A 16,560-nucleotide genomic window follows, 5' to 3' on the forward strand; every position below is an offset into this window, starting at 1 on the left:
GATCTGCGCCGCCGCGGCTAGGCGGGATACCTGTCGTGGCATGGGCCTCTTGCCCACGGGGTTGCCCGGTCGGGCCGCCCGTGTCACGTGACACGGGCATCTTGCCCATGCTCTTGACTCACTCTGATGGTCCGCATGGGGCGCCGCCCGGGCTACGGCAAGCATCCAGATGAAACTCCCGCCCGGGTAATGTGTAGTATGTGGAAGGAGGCAGCAAGGGGATAGAATGCCCGGATATGGCGGGAGAGGAGCGGTTGTAGCGCCATGAGCATGTTCACGAGGCGGCGTCTTGTTATCGCGGTCTTCTTGTTTCCTGTGGCGGTCGCTTTGGTCGCGCGCTCCGCGGGGAACGGTATCGCCGCGCCGGAGGACGGCCCCTTCACGGAGGCGTTCCTCAACGGTGGCTACCGCGCACATGACCTTTTCGGGCTGCTCGATGGCAGTGCGGCCATCGCGTACGGGGTGCGCGATTTCGACGGGGAAGGCCAGCTGGTGTCGCTGGTCAGCTACGCGTCGAGGTCGCCGCTGAGCTACGTGGTCGCGCCGAATGGCCGGTTCCGGCTTTTCGGGGACGATTTCGAGGGAACCTATACCGGAACCGTTGGCTTCGGCGGCGGCGGCGCGTTCTATTCGCGGCGCGCGGCGGCGGGCGCGGACGCGCAGGTGCTGCCGGGTTATGCGGCATTGCGCGTATCGGTCGAGTCACGGTCCGGATGGGGGGATGGCCATTTCAACGGGGTCTACGCGTACCACGCGTTGATTCGCGAGCGGACGGCCGTCTGGCGCAACGTTATCGGCACGGCGACGGCGGACGGCGCGGGCGGGCTCGCGCTGGCCCGGCCCGGCATGACGGTGACGCTGGACTATGACGTGGCCTCGGACGGCCGCGTCGCCATCGGGCCTCAGGGACGGGATTTCGCCTCGCTGGCGGAAGGCGGCGCGCTCGTGTTTCATACGCCGGACCTGGGTTCGGGCGAAGACCCTCTGTATGCCAACGGCTACCTGGGCCTGGCGATCTACGTGCGTGAAGCGGCCGGGCTTACCACGGGCGATTTCTCCGGCACGTACCGGGTGCACGAACTGCGCATCGGCTCGGGCGGCAGCAACACGGCGGACGTGGGCAGCATCACGGCAGGCGGCAACGGTGTGTTCTTCGGCGCGCTGGGCTCGCGGGCGTACTCGGGGCGCATCGAACTCGAATCGACGGGCGCGTTCCGTTTTCGCGACGCGGCGGAGAACCGTGGCGCGCTTGGCGCGGGCGGCGATTTTGCGGTCGTCAGCCGGAACGGCGGGCTGGTGCAGCACGGCGCCGGCGAGGCGCGCCTGCATTGCTGGGTGCGTACGGCGGGCGGCGGCCCGCTGCCGAATGACGCGGACGGCGACGGCGTGCGTAATGACGTGGAAACGGCGCAAGGCAGCAATTCGAACAACCGCGACACAGATGGCGACGGCCTCTTGGATAACGCGGACGCGCGGCCCTTGACGCCGGACAACACCTTTACGGCCACGTTGGCGCAGAGCGTATTCACGGTAACGGAAGGAGGGGCGTCGCCCGCGCCGGCGACGCTGACCCTTTACTCGGACGATTTCCCGTTCTTCGATTGGAGTGTTGCGGCGGACGCGTCGTGGGTCACGATTGCGCCCGCGCACGGCGAGGGCGACGCCACGGCGTCCGTCTCAATCAATACGACTGGCTTTACGAGCGCGAACAGCCCGTATCACGCGCGCCTGCATATCGCCACACCGTACATGCGTCCGCACGCGGACCTGGACATCACGGTCAACGTGCTTGGACCGCCCGTCCGCGTGAACATCGCGCCCGCCAGCCTGACCTTTTACGCGGTGCAAGGTCAGCAGACGCCTACTGCCGGGAAATCCACCGCAATTTCCAGCCCGGACACATCGAGTTTCGCATGGTCCGCCGCGAAAAACGCCGCCTGGATCAGCGTTTCCCCCGGTTCCGGCACAGGGCCCGGCGTCACTTCAGTGGCCGCAAATCCCGCCGGCCTCACGGCGGCAGGTTCGCCGTACACCGGCGTGGTTACTTTCACCGCGGACGGTTCGAGCGCCGCGCCCGCCGTGCTGACCGTCACGTTATATGTGCTGCCGCCCCGCGAACCGGGCGTGCCGTTCCGCGTCGCGCCGTCGGCGCTGTCGCAGGGGTCGCCCACTATCGCCGCGGGGGATGGCCTCTATGTGCTTGCATGGGCGCAATCGAACATCGTGCAGGCAGCGACGCTGGACGCGCAGGGCGTGCCTGTTGTCGAGCCCGTGCCGGTTTCTCTGGCTGCGCAGGGACCAGCCGCGAACCCGGTAACGGCGATAAACGCGATGGCGGGCAAAGCATGGGTGGTCTGGGAACAGCGCCTTGCCGAAGGGGGGCAACCGCTGTTGCAGGGACGCGAATTCGAAATTGCGGCGGGGGGGCCGGGCCCGCTCTTCGGCGTGGCAGGAGGTACGCAGGGGTGCAGGGCGGCGTCCCTTTGCTTCGACCCCGAGCGAAATGCCTTCGCTGTGGCGTATGAGCGGGCGGGGGACAACACGGATGTGCTCGTGGCCGTCTTTGACGCCGCTACGCGCGAAAAGCGGTATGAAGTCGTGCCCGCAGCGACGGAGCGCGACGAAGGGATGCCGTGTATTGCACTCGATGCCGCGCGCAACGCCTTCCTGCTCGCCTGGTCCGAGGAATTCACTACGACGGAAGACGCGCCGCAAGCGCGGATCCTTGCGCAACGGATCTCGGCCGCGGACGGGGCCGCGTCCGGCGCGCCGCTGGCTATCGACGAATCGCCGGGGCTGCATGAGGCGCCCCGCCTTGCCTACGACGCCGTGAGCGATGTCTGGAACGTGTTGTGGCGCTGGCGGGCCCCGGAAACGGACACCTCCACTTACGGCATGCGGCTCGCGCGCTTCGCCGCGGGCGCGCCCGCCGTCACGGTAGTGGGGGTATCCGAGGCGCCCGCGTCGAGCGCGGGCCACGATGTCGCCTTCGCGCCCGCATCCGAGCAACTGATGCCGGTCTGGAGCGGGGGAGAGGGAACCCGCCGCGTCTTCCTGCGCCGCTACACCGCTGCGGGGTTTGCCTTGCGCGGAATCGAGGCGTTTCCCGGCGATGCCGGCGACGCATACGCGCCACGGCTCGCGCACGAAGCGGGCAGTCCGGAGTCCATGGCCGCATGGGTCGACGAACGTGACGGGCTTGCCCAGATCTACGGCATGAGAATCGCCGCGGGTTCCACTGACGAGGATGATGACGGGCTCCCCAACGACTGGGAGCTGGAACACGGCCTCGACCCGCTCGACGGGACAGGCGACGACGGCGCCGCGGGGGATCCGGACGGAGACGGACTCGGCAACTTGGAGGAGTTCGTCATGGGCACCGACCCGCATGATGAGGACTCCGACCAAGACGGTCTCTGGGACCGCCAGGAGGACCGCAATCGCGACGGCGCGGTCACGGGTGACGAGACGAATCCGCTGGCGGCGGATACGGACGCCGACGGCTTCGAGGATGCGGCAGAGTGGTTCCTTGGGTCGAACGGCAACAGCGCGGGCGCAACGCCGCGTTCCGGCATTGCGCGACTTGAATATGGGGCATTTCCGCCAGGCGAGCCGGGCGCATTGCGCGTACATATCGCGGCGGCGCAGGCGGGGTCGTACACGCTCGGCTTGAACACCTCGACCCCGCTTGGGTGGAAGGCGCCTGAAGGGTGGACGGCGGCGCTGGACGGCGCGCAGACTGTCGCGTTGACGCCGGGTTCACACGTGTTTCAGATGGAGATAACCGCGGAGGAACCGGTCCGCCCGGCGGCCGACCACGGCAGCTTCGTCTTTCGTTTGACCGGGCCAGACGTGGACCAGACGCGCACGGCCATCCTAGTCGCCGACGTGCGGAGCACGCAGACAGGCACGGACGTGCCGGCGGACGCGCTGGCGAGCGACTACGCGCCGGTGATTCGTCTGCACCGCGAGGAATTCTACCGGCCCGTCCCCGTTGAACTGCCCTTGTCGCTCGCGCGATTGGATCTTGGCAACTCGGAGGAACTGCGCGTTGCGCCGGATGCGCTTGACTTGTATCAGTCGCCGCAGTCCGAGGCGCGCGTCGACCTGGTCGGCACTTCCTTGCAGCAACTGCGCGACAACTACCCGGGGCCTTCCGCTCAGCCTGAGCCCGTCGTGTATTACACGGTCGCCACGGTTGACAACTATTCGTCCGAACCGGCCGCGCCCGAAAAACACGTTGTTGTTCAGTATTACCTGCTGTTTCACGCGGACGAATGGGGGCGTAATGTGCTTGGCGGGCATCGCCACGAAGGCGATTGGGAGATGGTGCAGGTCCTGTTCGACGACGCGCTCGAGCCGTATCGCGTGACGGCGACGCAGCGGCGCGAGGTCGCGATCGACCTCGCGATAAGCGGCGGCGCGAGCGCGGCGTGGGACGCGGTCGAGCGCATGGGCGGCACGCATCCCGTGATGTACGCCGGTCAGGGCGGGCATTCGCTCTATTTCCGGTCAGGCGCAACGCGTTACTACACGGGCCTGGAAGTGCATGACGGTCTTGGGGAATGGATGCTGCCACGCGCGGCGGACGCGCCCCTCGTAGAGACGGATTATCCGAGGGCCGCTCCGTTGCGATTGGAGCCGATAGCGCGGCTCGGCGAAGCGGGAGTGCGGCCTTGGCAGCGCTTTGCAGGGCTCTGGGGCCAGCGCGATTTCCCGCCCGACCCGACGGACCGGCCCAGTCCTTCGGGCCGCAACGGCGCGCCGGGCCCGGCGTTTCTTGGCGACTCGGATGTTCCGGTGTCCGCGACGCTCGTGCGCAGCTGCTGGACCGACCCGTATGCATGGGCGCAGCGCGCGAATGTCTTCGGTGGCGAACGCACCACCCATGTGACCGCGCGGCTGCCGCAGGCGCTTGCGGCTCGCACGGCCCTGCTGGCCGACGCGCGCGGCCGCGTCTATCGCGCGCCCGTGCAGCCGGACGGGCGTTTCGAGACCGATGTGCCCTCGGGCAATTACGTGCTCTGTGTTGTGACCGAGGATGAAACGGGCTACGACGTGCTGGAAGCCAGCGCGGTTTTCGACGCGCCCGGCGGTCCCACCATGTTGTTTCCCACGTATCCCGGCGGCGTGACAGACCTCGGACCGTTTGCCTTGTCGGAGGGCAGACTCAGCGGTTCGGATATCTATGGCCGCACCGACAGCGACGGCGACGGGTTCGCCGATGCAACTGATGCGGACCAGGACAACGACGGAACCCCCAACCTGGCCGATGCGGATGCGCTGGGCGACGGATTCGCTGACGCCTACCAGACGCAGGACCCGGACGGCGATTTTGTGCCGTTCTACTTCGAGGATGATGCAGCATCGCCGGATTCGGGTGCTCCCGCGGACAGCGACGGCGATGGGTTCATCGACGCGTGTGACCTGGATATCGATAACGACGGCTACACGAATGCCGAGGAAGAGGCCGCGGAGACGGACCCGCGTCATTTCTTCGACAATCCGGAGGAGAGAGTGGGCGACGTGGATCGGGACGGCGAGATAGACGCTGTGGACCTGCAGCGGCTGGTCAACATGGCGCTGGGCGCGGAGGCGGTGAGCCCGCGCGGCGATTTCGACCGCGACGGTGCCATCCAGGCCTACGACCTGCAGCGCGCGGTACTGCGTGTGCTTGAGGTGGGAGGGGCTTGAGCCCAGCGGGAAGCGGGATTACCTGCGGCGCTTGCGCGGCCCGCGGGTGCGCGCTCCGGGGCGCCGCCGGTGCGAGGGGTTGCGGCGCGGCCGGTCTTCCGCGGGGGCGTCTTGCGTCTTCCCGGGGTTTCTGGCTCCGGCGTAGGCGGGTTGGGCGTCTTCCCGGGCGTTGAAGCTGTGGCAGCGGGGGCACTCGGATACCGCCTCGGCCTCTTCGTCGAGGTAGCTGTAGGCGCAATAGAAACAGCGCCAGAGATATTGCTTGCCGAGCACGCGCTGGGCGCGTTGCATGGTCACTTGCGTGTAGACCCAGATGACCATGGCGCCGATCAGGACAATCGCGCTGTAGAGCAGGAGGGCCTGGCTGAGGCTGATGGTGATCATGGCGCGCCTCGCGCGCGCGCGATGTGCAGCGTGCCCATCTGATTGACCGCCGCCGGGTCGTCCAGCGGCTCGAAGCGGTATTTCAGCACCGTCGCCTGCACGCGGTCGAGCACGCCCGTGTTGTCGAGGGCCGGGCTCCACACGTTGATCACGCGTCCCATGGCGTTTACTTCAATCACTAGCGAAATGGGCTGGTCCAGTTTGTCGGGGGGGATGTCCCACAAGGCCTGCAACGGCGGCGCAAACAGTAGCTCCCGGCCGCGCGGCTCCGATTCCCACTCGAGATAGGCTTCGAATCCTTCAGCGGGCCGGTGGACCATGCGTGGCGCGGCCCCGTCGCTGTCCGCTGCCGTTTCTTCGCCGCGCGAGCCCGACAAGGCGAGGCTGCTCAACGATTCGCGGACGCGCGCGAGCTCATCGCCGAACCTGCGCCAGGTGTCGCGCGGCTCTTCGCCGAAGATCGCCTCGCGCCGGTCGGGATCGAGCAGGGCGTCCCGGCGGACGCGGAGCCGGTTCAATTCGGCGAACTCGAGCGTGGGCAAATCGATGGGCGGCGGCCCGTCGGTTTCGTAGAGGCGCGCGCCGCCGAGTTGCAGCATCCCGTCCGTTCTGCCAAGCCCGGCAGCATCCGCTCGCGATGTCCCGGGCTCGTCCGCGGGCGCTGGTTCCGGGACTGCCTGCACGATGCGGAATTCGACGTAGCGGATGTCCTGGCGGGGGAAGAAGATGACGACGCGAAAGAGGGTGATGGCGGAGAGGTGCAGCAGGAGCGACGCGAGGAATGACCACGTCAGCAATCGGCTGTGACGGCGGCCGCGCACCTCATTCCTCCTCCTCCTCGGGAGGCCGCGCGGCGATGCCATAGCGCGCGATGCCCACGCTGTTGGCGATGCCGAGCACTTTCACGAGTCGGGCAGTGGGCACTTGAGCGTCGGGCCGAATCAGCACGAGCGCATCAGGCTGACCGGTATGCAACTCGCCGAGCACGGCCGTCAATTCCGGCCAGCCGTAGATCTCGGTCTCGTTGACATAGACACGGCCGAGTCCTTCGATGCCTTCGGTGCGCAGCTTGCCGGTTTCGTCGTAACCGGGATACGCCAAGGTGATGGAGATGTCCTTGTTTTCGAGTTCGCGCGCGCCCTCAGCCTCGGGCAGCTCGACCTGGATCGAGGTCTGGACGACGAACGTCGACGAGAGCATGAAGAAGAGGATCAACTGAAACACACAGTCGATGAGCGGGGTGAGGTCGAGTTGCGCGCTGACGCGCATCTTTTTGTCGCGCGACAATCGCATCGCTTAGATTTCCCGCTCCCCTTTGTGCCGGGTCAGCAGATCGACCAATTCGGACGAACTGACCTCGAGTTCGAAGACCATGTTCTCGACGCGCGTGACGAAGTAGTTGTAGACGACAAGCGTCGGAATCGCGACGGACAGCCCCGCCGCCGTGGTAATCAGCGCGTTGTTGATGCCACCCGCCACATCGCCGGGCGTAACCTGGCCTTCCTTGTGCTCGATGACGGCGAAGGCCCGAATCATGCCGGCCACCGTGCCGAGCAGTCCGAGCAGCGGCGCGACAGTGGCGCAGGTGGCCAGGGCGGACAGGTAACGCTCGAGTTTTGGTACTTCGAGGTGCCCCGCGTCCTCGATGGCTTCGCGAATCTCGGCCTTGGCCCGGTTGTGCTTGAGAATACCCGCCTTGAGGATGCGCGCGACCGGCGCGTCCGTTTCGTCGCAGATTTCGACGGCTTCCTGGACGCGGTTCTGGCGCAGCACCTGACGCACGGTGTCCATGAATTCGCGGGTGTCAATGCTGGCGCGCCGCAAGGCGATGAACCGTTCGATGGCGATGGCCAGCGCGACGATCGAGCAGAAGAGGATGGGCCACATCAGCGGCCCGCCCTCAAAGAAGAACTCGATGGGCGTCAGGCTGGGCGCGTTAACGGCGGTTTGCGCGGTTTGTTGCGCTGCGTCGGCAAGGGCGGCCGACTGCGCGACGTTGGTCAGCGCGTCGACGGCGGCCGTCGCGGCATCTGTGGCAGCTTGGGTAGGGTCCATGGGTCTTTTCACTTCCTGTTCCAGCGCCCGCGGCGGCGGGTCGCGGTCAATGCCCCACGAGGGTGCCGAGTCCCTCCGCGGTAAAGATTTCCAGCAACAGGCTGTGCGGCACGCGCCCATCAATGATGTGGGTCTTCCGCACGCCATAGTCCAGCGCTTTCAAGCAAGCGTCGACTTTCGGAATCATGCCGCCCGCGATCACGCCTTCGCGTTTCAGCCGCGACACCTCGCTCGCGCGCAGCTGATGCACCAGCGATTGAGGGTCGTCTTTGTCCTGGAGAAGCCCCGGCGTGTCGGTCAGGAACACGAGCTTCTCGGCCTTGATCGCCGCGGCGATTTCACCCGCCACGCTGTCGGCGTTGATGTTCCACGTGCCGCCCTCGGCGTCCGTCGCAATCGGCGCGATCACGGGTACCATGCCGGCCCGGCAGATCACGTCCACGACCTTGATGTGCACGCCGCTGATCTGCCCGACATGGCCGAGGTCGCTGCCATCCTCGAGCACCATCTTGCGCGCGAAGAGCAGGTTGCCGTCCTTGCCGCACAGGCCGACGGCATCCGCCCCGGCCCGGTTGAGCAGCATGACGATCTCCTTGTTCACATGCCCGGCGAGCACCATCTCAACGACATCCATCGCGGCGCCGTCCGTGACGCGCTGGCCCTGATTGAACGTGGATGGCATGCCGAGGCGTTTGAGCATGGCGTTGATTTCGGGGCCGCCGCCATGCACGACGACGGGGTTCATGCCGACGTATTTCATCAGCACGATGTCCTCAAGCGTACTCTTGCGCAGTTCCGGGTCGAGCATGGCCGCGCCGCCGTACTTGATGACAACGGTCTTGCCGAAGAACTCCCGAATGTAGGGCAGCGCCTCGATGAGGATGGACGCTTTCTGTATTGACTGCTCCATTGCGTTCCCGATTCTGATTCAACTCCGGTAATCGGCGTTGATCGAGACGTACTCCTTGCTCAGGTCAGAGGTCCAATAGGTGCACGTTCCCGGGCCGTCGCCGACGGACACGCGCAGGGCGATGTCGCGGCCCCGCATGCGTTCGGCGGCTGCGGCCTCTTCATATACCGCGGGCAGGCCGTGCGTCAAGACCTGCAAGTCGCCGACCCAGATATCGAGGCGGGCCGGGTCGAACGCCACGCCGGCATATCCCGCCGCGCAGGCAATACGGCCCCAGTTCGGGTCCGAGCCGTTGAACGCCGTCTTGCACAACTGCGACATGGCGATACTGCGCGCGATGGCGCGCGCATCGCCGTCGCCGCGCGCGCCTTCCACGCGCACTTCGACAAACTTCGTCGCGCCTTCCCCGTCGCGCACGAGCGCTTGGGCCATGTGGCGGCACACGTGCCGCAGCGCATCCGCGAAGGATTCGTAATCCGGCGCGCCCGGTTCGAGCGCGGGCAGGCCCGCCTGGCCGTTGGCCAGGCACAGGACGGTGTCGTTGGTGCTCATGTCGTTGTCGACGCAGATGCGGTTGAACGACTGCTCGACCGACGCGCGGAGGACCGCCTGCAAGTCCTTCGCCGCGATGGCCGCGTCCGTCGTGATGACGCAGATCATCGTAGCCATGTTCGGCGCGATCATGCCTGCGCCCTTGACCATGGCCCCGACGCGGACCACGCCTTGAGCCAGCGCGACCTCGACCGCCGTCTCCTTTGGCACGGTGTCTGTCGTCATGATCGCCCGGGCGGCGTCGCCGTTGCCCGCGGGCGAGATCGCCGCAAGACAGCCGTCGACGCCCTGCATGACGCGCTCCATGGGCAGCGGCACGCCGATCACGCCCGTGCTCGCTATCAGGACCTCTTCCTCGGGTATGTTCAGGCCCCCCGCGACGCGCCGCGCGGTCTCGCGCGCGTCCTGAGCGCCCCGTTCTCCGGTGCAGGCGTTCGCGTTGCCGCTGTTGATGAAGACCGCGCGCGCGCGGCCCTTGCGGCACACCTCCTGACACCACAGCACGGGCGCCGCCTTTACGACGTTGGTCGTGAACGTGCCCGCTACGCTGGCGGGCGCGCCGCTGACCAGCAACGCGCAGTCCTTCTTGGCCGATTGCGGTCCCTTGATGCGCGCTGCAACACCGGCGGCCTGGTAGCCTCGGGGCGCGCAAATGCCTCCGTCGACCTGGTTCATGGCGCCATGCCGGGCAGCCTCAGCCCGGTCCTTTCGTCCAGCCCGAACGCTATGTTCATACACTGAATGCCCATGCCCGCCGTGCCGCCGACCAGATTATCGATCACGCTGACAATGATCAGGTTCCCGGTGCGCTCGTCCTTGACCCAGCCGAAATCGCAGAAATTCGAGGCGCGAATGTGGTTCAGGTCGGGAATCTTGCCCTCGCCCAGGACGCGCACGAACGGCTCCCGCTCGTAGCAACGGTAGAGGTCATTGAGGTCCACGGGACGCGACGGGCGCACTACAATAGTGGACAAGATGCCTCGCGAGTGCGAGGCCACGTGCGGCGTGAACTGCACCTGGTACTGGCCGCCGATCTCCTGCTCGATTTCGGGCACGTGCTGATGCACCCCGAGCTTGTAAGCACGCACGTTCTCGTTCATGGCGGGGAAATGGAAGACTTCGTGCAGCGCCCGGCCCGCGCCTGACACGCCGGAGATGGAATTCACGACGATGGGCGTCTGAGGCGCGGCCGCGGTGGCCAGCGGGCGCAACGGCGTGACGACGCTGATGGGGAAGCATCCAGGCACCGCGACCAGCGATGCCGTCCGGATTTGGTCCCGATACCACGGAACAAGGCCATAAACGGCTTCGTCGACGAGTTCGGGGTGCGTATAGTCAGCTTTGTAATACTGTTTGTAGCGCGCGGGGTCTTTTATCCGGAAATCGGACCCCAAGTCCATCACGCGCACCCCGGCGGCGCGCAACGCGGCCCCCAGCGCCATGGATTTCGTGCCCGGCACCGCGATGAACACCACGTCGCAACGTTTCGCAAGTGCTTGTGCATCAAAGGCTTCTATGGTTATATCGGTGAGTTTGCGAAAGCCGGGCAGCGCCTCATCCAGCCGTTGTCCACCCTCGACTTCCACAGCGGCAGCCAGTTCGGCTTCCGGATGGGCCATTAGCAGCCGCATGAACTCCCGGCCGCCGTAACCTAAAGCCCCGACCATACCTACACGGATCATGCGCGATTCTCCTTTGTCCCGGACGGCCATCTACACAGTAAAACCAAGGCTTACCCCGAGCGCCCGGGCCACCCCACACAGCGGGCCGCAGTACCGGGCAAGCCTCGAACAAGCATATGGCCTTACGTTTCAGATAACATGAGGGATGCAGACATTATAACGGCAGCTTCAGACTAAGACAAATGGCAGGTTTTCGGCGGGCGCGGTGTGGCGGCTGCGCCTGAGGAGACCTCGGAACTGACCCAGACGCCCGGAAAAGACCAGATCCAGGAAACTTCAGCTTTTCGGGGCGCTGGGTGTGTTGGAAATATGTCTTGCAAGTTTTCGTGCATCCGTGTCATAATGAGCGACGGGTAAAATGGGTTCATCGTGTGGGAGCGTGAATTCGCGGCGCCGAGGAGTCGCTGCGGGATGTACGGTTTCGGCGGGGAGCCGAGTGCTTGGGAGACAAGAATTGTAGGTTCTTATTTCTGCAGTCTGTCGGGAGTGTTCCTGGATGGTGAGGCATAATTCAACACGAAAGGAATGAGGCAATGGATTCATCGCTTTGTTCGCATGGTGGGCGGGTCAAGCGGCGCGACGCTTGCCTGCGGTCTTGGAGCGTCGTAGTCCTGTTCGTGGCCGTGCTGTTTGCCTGCGTTGCGGCGGACGCCGCGAAGATGTACTGGACGGATAGCGGGTCGGACCGGGTGCAGCGTTCCCGTCTCGACGGCAGCAACATCGAGAATCTCGTGACGACCGGGTTGATCGGCCCGTACGGTATCGCGCTTGACCTGGTCAACGGGAAGATATACTGGACTGACAACGGGTCGAAGAAGGTTCAGCGCGCGAACCTGGACGGCACGTCGGTCGAAGACTTGGTTACGACAGGGCTCAACATCCCGCTGGGGATCGCGCTTGACGTGGCGGGCGGCAAGATGTATTGGGTGGACCAGACGCTGCAGCGCATCCAGCGCGCGAATCTGGACGGCACCAGCGTAGAGAATCTGATTACCACGGGTCTAGCCAGGCCGTACGGCATTGAACTGGACCTCGCGGCGGGCAAGATGTATTTCTCCGATTGGAGCCTTCAGAAGATCATGCGCGCGAATCTGGACGGCACCGGTATTGAAGACGTGGTTGTGCTCGGCGGCACGTCGCAGATTCTCGATATCGCGCTTGATATCGCGGGCGGCAAGGTGTATTGGGCGGACAACGGGACGAACAAGGTTCAGCGCGCCAATCTGGACGGGACAAATGTGGAAGACCTGGTGACGCTGATTGCAACGGCAACGCCGCTGGGCATCGACCTCGACCTGAGCGCAGGGAAGATGTATTGGGCGGACAGCACGCTGAAGCGGATTTCCGTCGCGAACCTGGACGGCTCGAATGTGGTGAATCTGGTTACGGCTCTCAATACGCCGCGTTTCATCGCTATCGACCCGCGGAATGCTGCGCCCGAGGCCGAGAATGCGCTCGTGGCGCCGGCCACGCCGGTGACGGCGGACGACCTGACCGGCACGTACGACTACAGCGATGATGACGGTGACGCGGAAAGCGGCAGTCAGATTCGCTGGTACAAAGATGCGGCGCTGGAAAGCGCGTACAACGACCTTCTGACCGTGCCGGCCGCGGCTACGGCAAAGGGCGAGGCCTGGTATTTCGAAGTCACGCCGTCGGACGGCAAGGACTTGGGAAGCGCCGTGCAATCCAATACGGTGACTATCGGGAACACGGCGCCGGCTTCCGCGAATGCGGCCCTTGCCCCCGAGCCCGTTTACGTTGACTCCGTGGCCCTGACCCTGACGTATGATTACGATGACGTGGACGGCGACCCGGAGAGCGGGACGCTGATTCAGTGGTATCGCAATGGCGTTCTGGACAGTGCTTACGATGGCCAGACCGTGCTGGACGTTTCCGCCACAACGCCTGTGGCCGGGGATGAATGGTACGCTACGGTTCTCGCTTCCGACGGCACGGATGCCGCCCCGCTCTTGACGTCACCCACGGTGGAGGTCATCGCGCATCTGTCGGTAGCGCTGGACGGCCCGGCGGTGATCGACGCGATACGCGGGAACCGCGTGGAAATGAGCGTCACGGTGACCGGCGGTGTCGTGGCGAACTATGCGTTCCAGTGGCAGTTCACGCCAGCGGCGAAAGAGGTGGAAGCAAAAGACTTCAATGATCAGATCCTGGTTCTTGACCCCGTTCAGCTGGACGATGCGGGAACGTATGTGTGCCAAGTGACGGATGGTTTTGACGTGGTGACTTCTGATGCGGTCACGCTCAATGTCGATCCGGGCGTACCGGCCGCCGGGTTGGCCGGTCTGTTGGCCTTCGCGGCCGCGAGCGGTCTGGGCGGCGTTGTGTTGATCCGCCGCAAAGAGAAGAAGTAAGCACTCCCTTCTGCTTACTTTCGTGGGGCCACCCGCTATCAGTGGGTGGCCCCAGTCATGTCAGGCGGGCACAACTGCCCAGCCCGGGGGAGTGCGTCCTCTGCACAGCCTGCGTTGTGCTTGTGAACCATGAGGACGCCGCCGCGAGGCGGGGTCTGAAGGGAGCGGCGGCAAGCGGGCGCGCGCTTGCGCCCGCGACCTCAGGGCCTTATTCTTGCACACCACACACGAAAGGGTGCGCCGGTGAAGTCCGCCACATTGAGTCCAAAGGAAGATCGCCGGTTGCTGCGCGGCCATTTGTGGGCGTACCGCAATGAGTTTCAGCAACTGCCCACGTTGGAAGACGGCGCACTTGTGGATGTATTTACTGCCAGCGGACGGTTTGTAGGTCGTGGTTTCTATCAGGCTGATGGCGGTATCGCGGTGCGGCTGCTGAGCCGGCGCCAGGAGGAAATCGGCCAGGATTTCTTCGCGCAACGCATTGCGCAGGCCCGCTCGTTCCGCGAGCGTCTTTTTCCCGGGTCGGACACTTGGCGCTGGATACATGCCGAGAGCGACGGGTTTCCCGGGCTCGTCGCGGACCGGTACGGCGCGCTTGTAGTGCTGAAGACCTCTTGTGCCTTCTACGCGCAATCCGCCGATGTGATTGCGGGAGCATTGCTCGCGGAGCCGGGCGTGAGCGGTGTCGTGCTGAACGCCGGCGAGCGGGTGCAGGCCTACGGCAGCGTTCCGGAAGAGCTGACTGTCGGCCTTGGCGGTGTCGCGCTCAGCGTGAACGTGCGGTCTGCCCAGAAGACGGGCTTGTTCTTGGACCAGCGGCTGAACGCGGAGGGCATCCGTCCTTTTTGTCCCGGAGCGCGGGTGTTGGACGGACACTGCTACGCAGGCGCGTGGTCCTGCACTGCCGCAAGAGCGGGCGCGGCGGCCGTTCTGGGCGTGGATACTTCCGCTGCAGCCATTGATGCCGCCCGGGCCAATGCCCGGCGCAACAATGCCGAAGGAGTCTGCCGGTTTGAATGCGCGCCCGTCGAGGAGGTGCTGGCGCGTGGCGAGGGATATGACGTGGTCATTCTGGACCCGCCGGCCTTTGCCAAGACGCGCGGCAGCCGTGCGAAGGCGCTTGCGCGCTACCATGCGCTGAATGCCGCGGCGATGCGCGCGGTGTTGCCGGGCGGGGTGCTGGTGACGTGCTCCTGTTCGCACTTTATCGACCCCGCCGGCTTCACGGAGATGCTGAAGCGCGCTGCGACGGCTGCGAGGCGGAAGGCGCTGCTCCTGGACTTGCGCGGGGCCGCTCCGGACCACCCCGTGCTCATGGCCATGCCCGAGACCGCGTACCTCAAGTGCGCGACAGTCCGCTTGCTCTAATCGGGATTCTTGTCGAGTTCCTGGCCAACCGCGAAGGCGATATCCGGCGCCAGAGACGGTTTCGGCGGGAAGTAACGGGCGATGCCGGCTTCTTGCGGCAGGGAAGCGAACCGGGCGGGGTCGCCGCCGTAAAGATACAGGCCGAGATTTTCAAAACCTTTTGTCTTGCGGAGCAGAATGCAGGTGTGGACCGCGGGGAGGTCTTTCATGCCCGCGTTAATCAGCAGTGCCCGCGGCGCTACGCCGCGCAAGTGGGTCAGGCCTTCCACCGTGCCGGTGGTAATGAAGGCGTCGATGTTGCGCCGCTCGAAGCAGCGGCGCAGCCGCGTGGCAAAATCAGCGTCTTCATCCATCACCATAACTTGCACGCGCGCGCTCGATTTCTCGGGGATTCCCACGCGTTCGAGCCGCGAAGTCACGAAAAAAAGGATATCATTGAGCGCCCGTTCCTGATTGGATTCGAACTCCAGGCCCAGGAATACACCTTCCGGTCCGGGGCGATAGTTTCGGACGAGCGCGCGGACTTCCTCTACCATGATGCCGTCAGGGAGCGGGAACGAGAGGCGCACATTGGACGGATTCTCTCCCGGGCCTTCCTGGCATATCACGGCGCAGCCGCCCAGACTGAGGTCGCGGATTTCGCCCTCGAACGTCCCTGTCCGGCCCGCTGACACCGTGCACGGGGCCTGTAACTTGACCCGCTCATGTTTGCGAAATGTGACGTACTGGATTTCCGGCGGCCAGGTGATGCGAAGGTAAGGAGCGTTGCGGCGGGTATCCCAGTCGATGATAACGGAATCAAACGCGCAAGCGCGGCCTTCATGCAGGAACCGCACCACAATGGGCATTCCCTCCTGAAGCGCGACGAAGAGGCCCGCGTCCGTCTTGGGCCGGTCCAGCAGCAAGTGGGAGGGCTTTCGCCAGCCGCGCAGCACCGTCTTGAAGCGCGGACCGTCTTTGCGTGCCGGTTCCGTGTGCAGCATCACCACGGCCCCAACCTCAAGAAATCGCTCGATTTCTTTCTGCTCAGCAGGCATGCGGCCATCTCCTTACCCGCCCAGAAAGTCAGGAAGTTGCCAGCGTATCCACGATAAGGCCCGGCACCAACCCGTCACATAGAAGGTACCGACCCTCCTATACTCTACCCCTCGAGACTGCTGGATGTCCATCTTCTTGCAAAATGCCGGGCCTGTCGGGTAAGATAGACATTAGGCCCGGGTGGTGGAATTTGGCAGACACGCAAGAATGAGGGTCTTGTGCCGAAAGGCGTGCGGGTTCAAGTCCCGCCTCGGGCACCATATTACGCTGACTGACCTGGAAGCTCACGGAGGTTCCAGGTTTGTTTTTTATCCATTCTCAAACAGCAGGCTGCGGCAATAGGAACACGTCAGCATTCCCCGGCGTCTCCTGCGGGAACATGGCTGCCCCTATGGGCATCTTCATCGTTGGCAGGCGATAGCGGAAGATGGGTATTTCCGGTCTCGTGCCCGTTTTATGATTTTGAAAAGGCGGGGTCCCCTTTTCCACATTGCACCCTTTC

General features: G+C 64.9%; 11 protein-coding genes and 1 tRNA gene. 4 read left to right on the top strand and 8 right to left on the bottom strand.

The features are described from left to right. Positions 1–264 precede the first annotated feature (264 nt). Positions 265–5,694 carry a hypothetical protein gene (locus KA184_09470; protein ID MBP8129797.1) on the top strand — a complete coding sequence of 1,810 codons (5,430 nt, stop codon included), beginning with the start codon at positions 265–267 and terminating at the stop codon, positions 5,692–5,694. Between the two features lie 18 nt (positions 5,695–5,712). On the opposite strand, the gene KA184_09475 is transcribed toward KA184_09470, so the two are convergent. The 7 genes from KA184_09475 to argC are packed head-to-tail and all read right to left on the bottom strand — an operon-like array spanning position 5,713 to position 11,277. Then, positions 5,713–6,078, bottom strand: coding sequence for a hypothetical protein (locus KA184_09475; GenBank protein MBP8129798.1), 366 nt, complete (start codon positions 6,076–6,078; stop codon positions 5,713–5,715). Continuing rightward, positions 6,075–6,899: a hypothetical protein gene (locus KA184_09480; GenBank protein ID MBP8129799.1), complete on the bottom strand. Its 825-nt coding sequence runs from the start codon at positions 6,897–6,899 to the stop codon at positions 6,075–6,077. Before KA184_09480 ends, KA184_09475 begins: the two co-directional genes overlap by 4 nt. 1 nt (position 6,900) lies before the next feature. After that, on the bottom strand, positions 6,901–7,371 hold the full coding sequence (locus tag KA184_09485; GenBank protein ID MBP8129800.1) for a biopolymer transporter ExbD: 471 nt from the start codon (positions 7,369–7,371) through the stop codon (positions 6,901–6,903). Positions 7,372–7,374: 3 nt separating this feature from the next. Then, on the bottom strand, positions 7,375–8,133 hold the full coding sequence (locus KA184_09490) for a MotA/TolQ/ExbB proton channel family protein (protein ID MBP8129801.1): 759 nt from the start codon (positions 8,131–8,133) through the stop codon (positions 7,375–7,377). Between the two features lie 46 nt (positions 8,134–8,179). Then, complete coding sequence (gene argB, locus KA184_09495; GenBank protein MBP8129802.1) at positions 8,180–9,043, bottom strand: acetylglutamate kinase; 864 nt, start codon at positions 9,041–9,043, stop codon at positions 8,180–8,182. 18 nt (positions 9,044–9,061) lie between these two features. Continuing rightward, entirely contained in the window at positions 9,062–10,270 is a 1,209-nt protein-coding gene (argJ, locus tag KA184_09500) for a bifunctional glutamate N-acetyltransferase/amino-acid acetyltransferase ArgJ (GenBank protein MBP8129803.1), read from the bottom strand. Then, positions 10,267–11,277, bottom strand: a complete 1,011-nt coding sequence (gene argC / locus KA184_09505; GenBank protein MBP8129804.1) for an N-acetyl-gamma-glutamyl-phosphate reductase — start codon at positions 11,275–11,277, stop codon at positions 10,267–10,269. The genes argJ and argC overlap by 4 nt, the downstream gene beginning before the upstream one ends. Before the next feature lie 533 nt (positions 11,278–11,810). Between argC and KA184_09510 the strand changes: the two genes are divergently transcribed. Both KA184_09510 and KA184_09515 read left to right on the top strand, forming a co-directional pair. Then, complete coding sequence (locus KA184_09510; GenBank protein ID MBP8129805.1) at positions 11,811–13,652, top strand: hypothetical protein; 1,842 nt, start codon at positions 11,811–11,813, stop codon at positions 13,650–13,652. Positions 13,653–13,910: 258 nt separating this feature from the next. Beyond that, positions 13,911–15,020, top strand: a complete 1,110-nt coding sequence (locus tag KA184_09515; GenBank protein MBP8129806.1) for a class I SAM-dependent rRNA methyltransferase — start codon at positions 13,911–13,913, stop codon at positions 15,018–15,020. Here the strand turns inward: KA184_09515 and KA184_09520 are convergent. Beyond that, entirely contained in the window at positions 15,017–16,057 is a 1,041-nt protein-coding gene (locus KA184_09520) for a PilZ domain-containing protein (protein ID MBP8129807.1), read from the bottom strand. The two genes, KA184_09515 and KA184_09520, sit on opposite strands and share 4 nt — an antisense overlap. 175 nt (positions 16,058–16,232) lie before the next feature. Here KA184_09520 and KA184_09525 point away from each other — a divergent pair. Then, positions 16,233–16,318 (top strand) — tRNA-Leu (locus KA184_09525). Positions 16,319–16,560: the final 242 nt, after the last annotated feature.

The sequence above is a fragment of the Candidatus Hydrogenedentota bacterium genome, from assembly GCA_018005585.1.
Classification (GTDB): domain Bacteria; phylum Hydrogenedentota; class Hydrogenedentia; order Hydrogenedentales; family JAGMZX01; genus JAGMZX01.

Excerpts from the sequence above, each read along its gene's own strand:
- KA184_09510 (MBP8129805.1), top strand. The coding sequence starts at position 11,811 with ATGGATTCATCGCTTTGTTCGCATGGTGGGCGGGTCAAGCGGCGCGAC.
- argJ (MBP8129803.1), bottom strand. The coding sequence starts at position 10,270 with ATGAACCAGGTCGACGGAGGCATTTGCGCGCCCCGAGGCTACCAGGCC.
- KA184_09470 (MBP8129797.1), top strand. The coding sequence starts at position 265 with ATGAGCATGTTCACGAGGCGGCGTCTTGTTATCGCGGTCTTCTTGTTT.
- argC (MBP8129804.1), bottom strand. The coding sequence starts at position 11,277 with ATGATCCGTGTAGGTATGGTCGGGGCTTTAGGTTACGGCGGCCGGGAG.
- KA184_09520 (MBP8129807.1), bottom strand. The coding sequence starts at position 16,057 with ATGCCTGCTGAGCAGAAAGAAATCGAGCGATTTCTTGAGGTTGGGGCC.
- KA184_09490 (MBP8129801.1), bottom strand. The coding sequence starts at position 8,133 with ATGGACCCTACCCAAGCTGCCACAGATGCCGCGACGGCCGCCGTCGAC.
- argB (MBP8129802.1), bottom strand. The coding sequence starts at position 9,043 with ATGGAGCAGTCAATACAGAAAGCGTCCATCCTCATCGAGGCGCTGCCC.
- KA184_09475 (MBP8129798.1), bottom strand. The coding sequence starts at position 6,078 with ATGATCACCATCAGCCTCAGCCAGGCCCTCCTGCTCTACAGCGCGATT.
- KA184_09485 (MBP8129800.1), bottom strand. The coding sequence starts at position 7,371 with ATGCGATTGTCGCGCGACAAAAAGATGCGCGTCAGCGCGCAACTCGAC.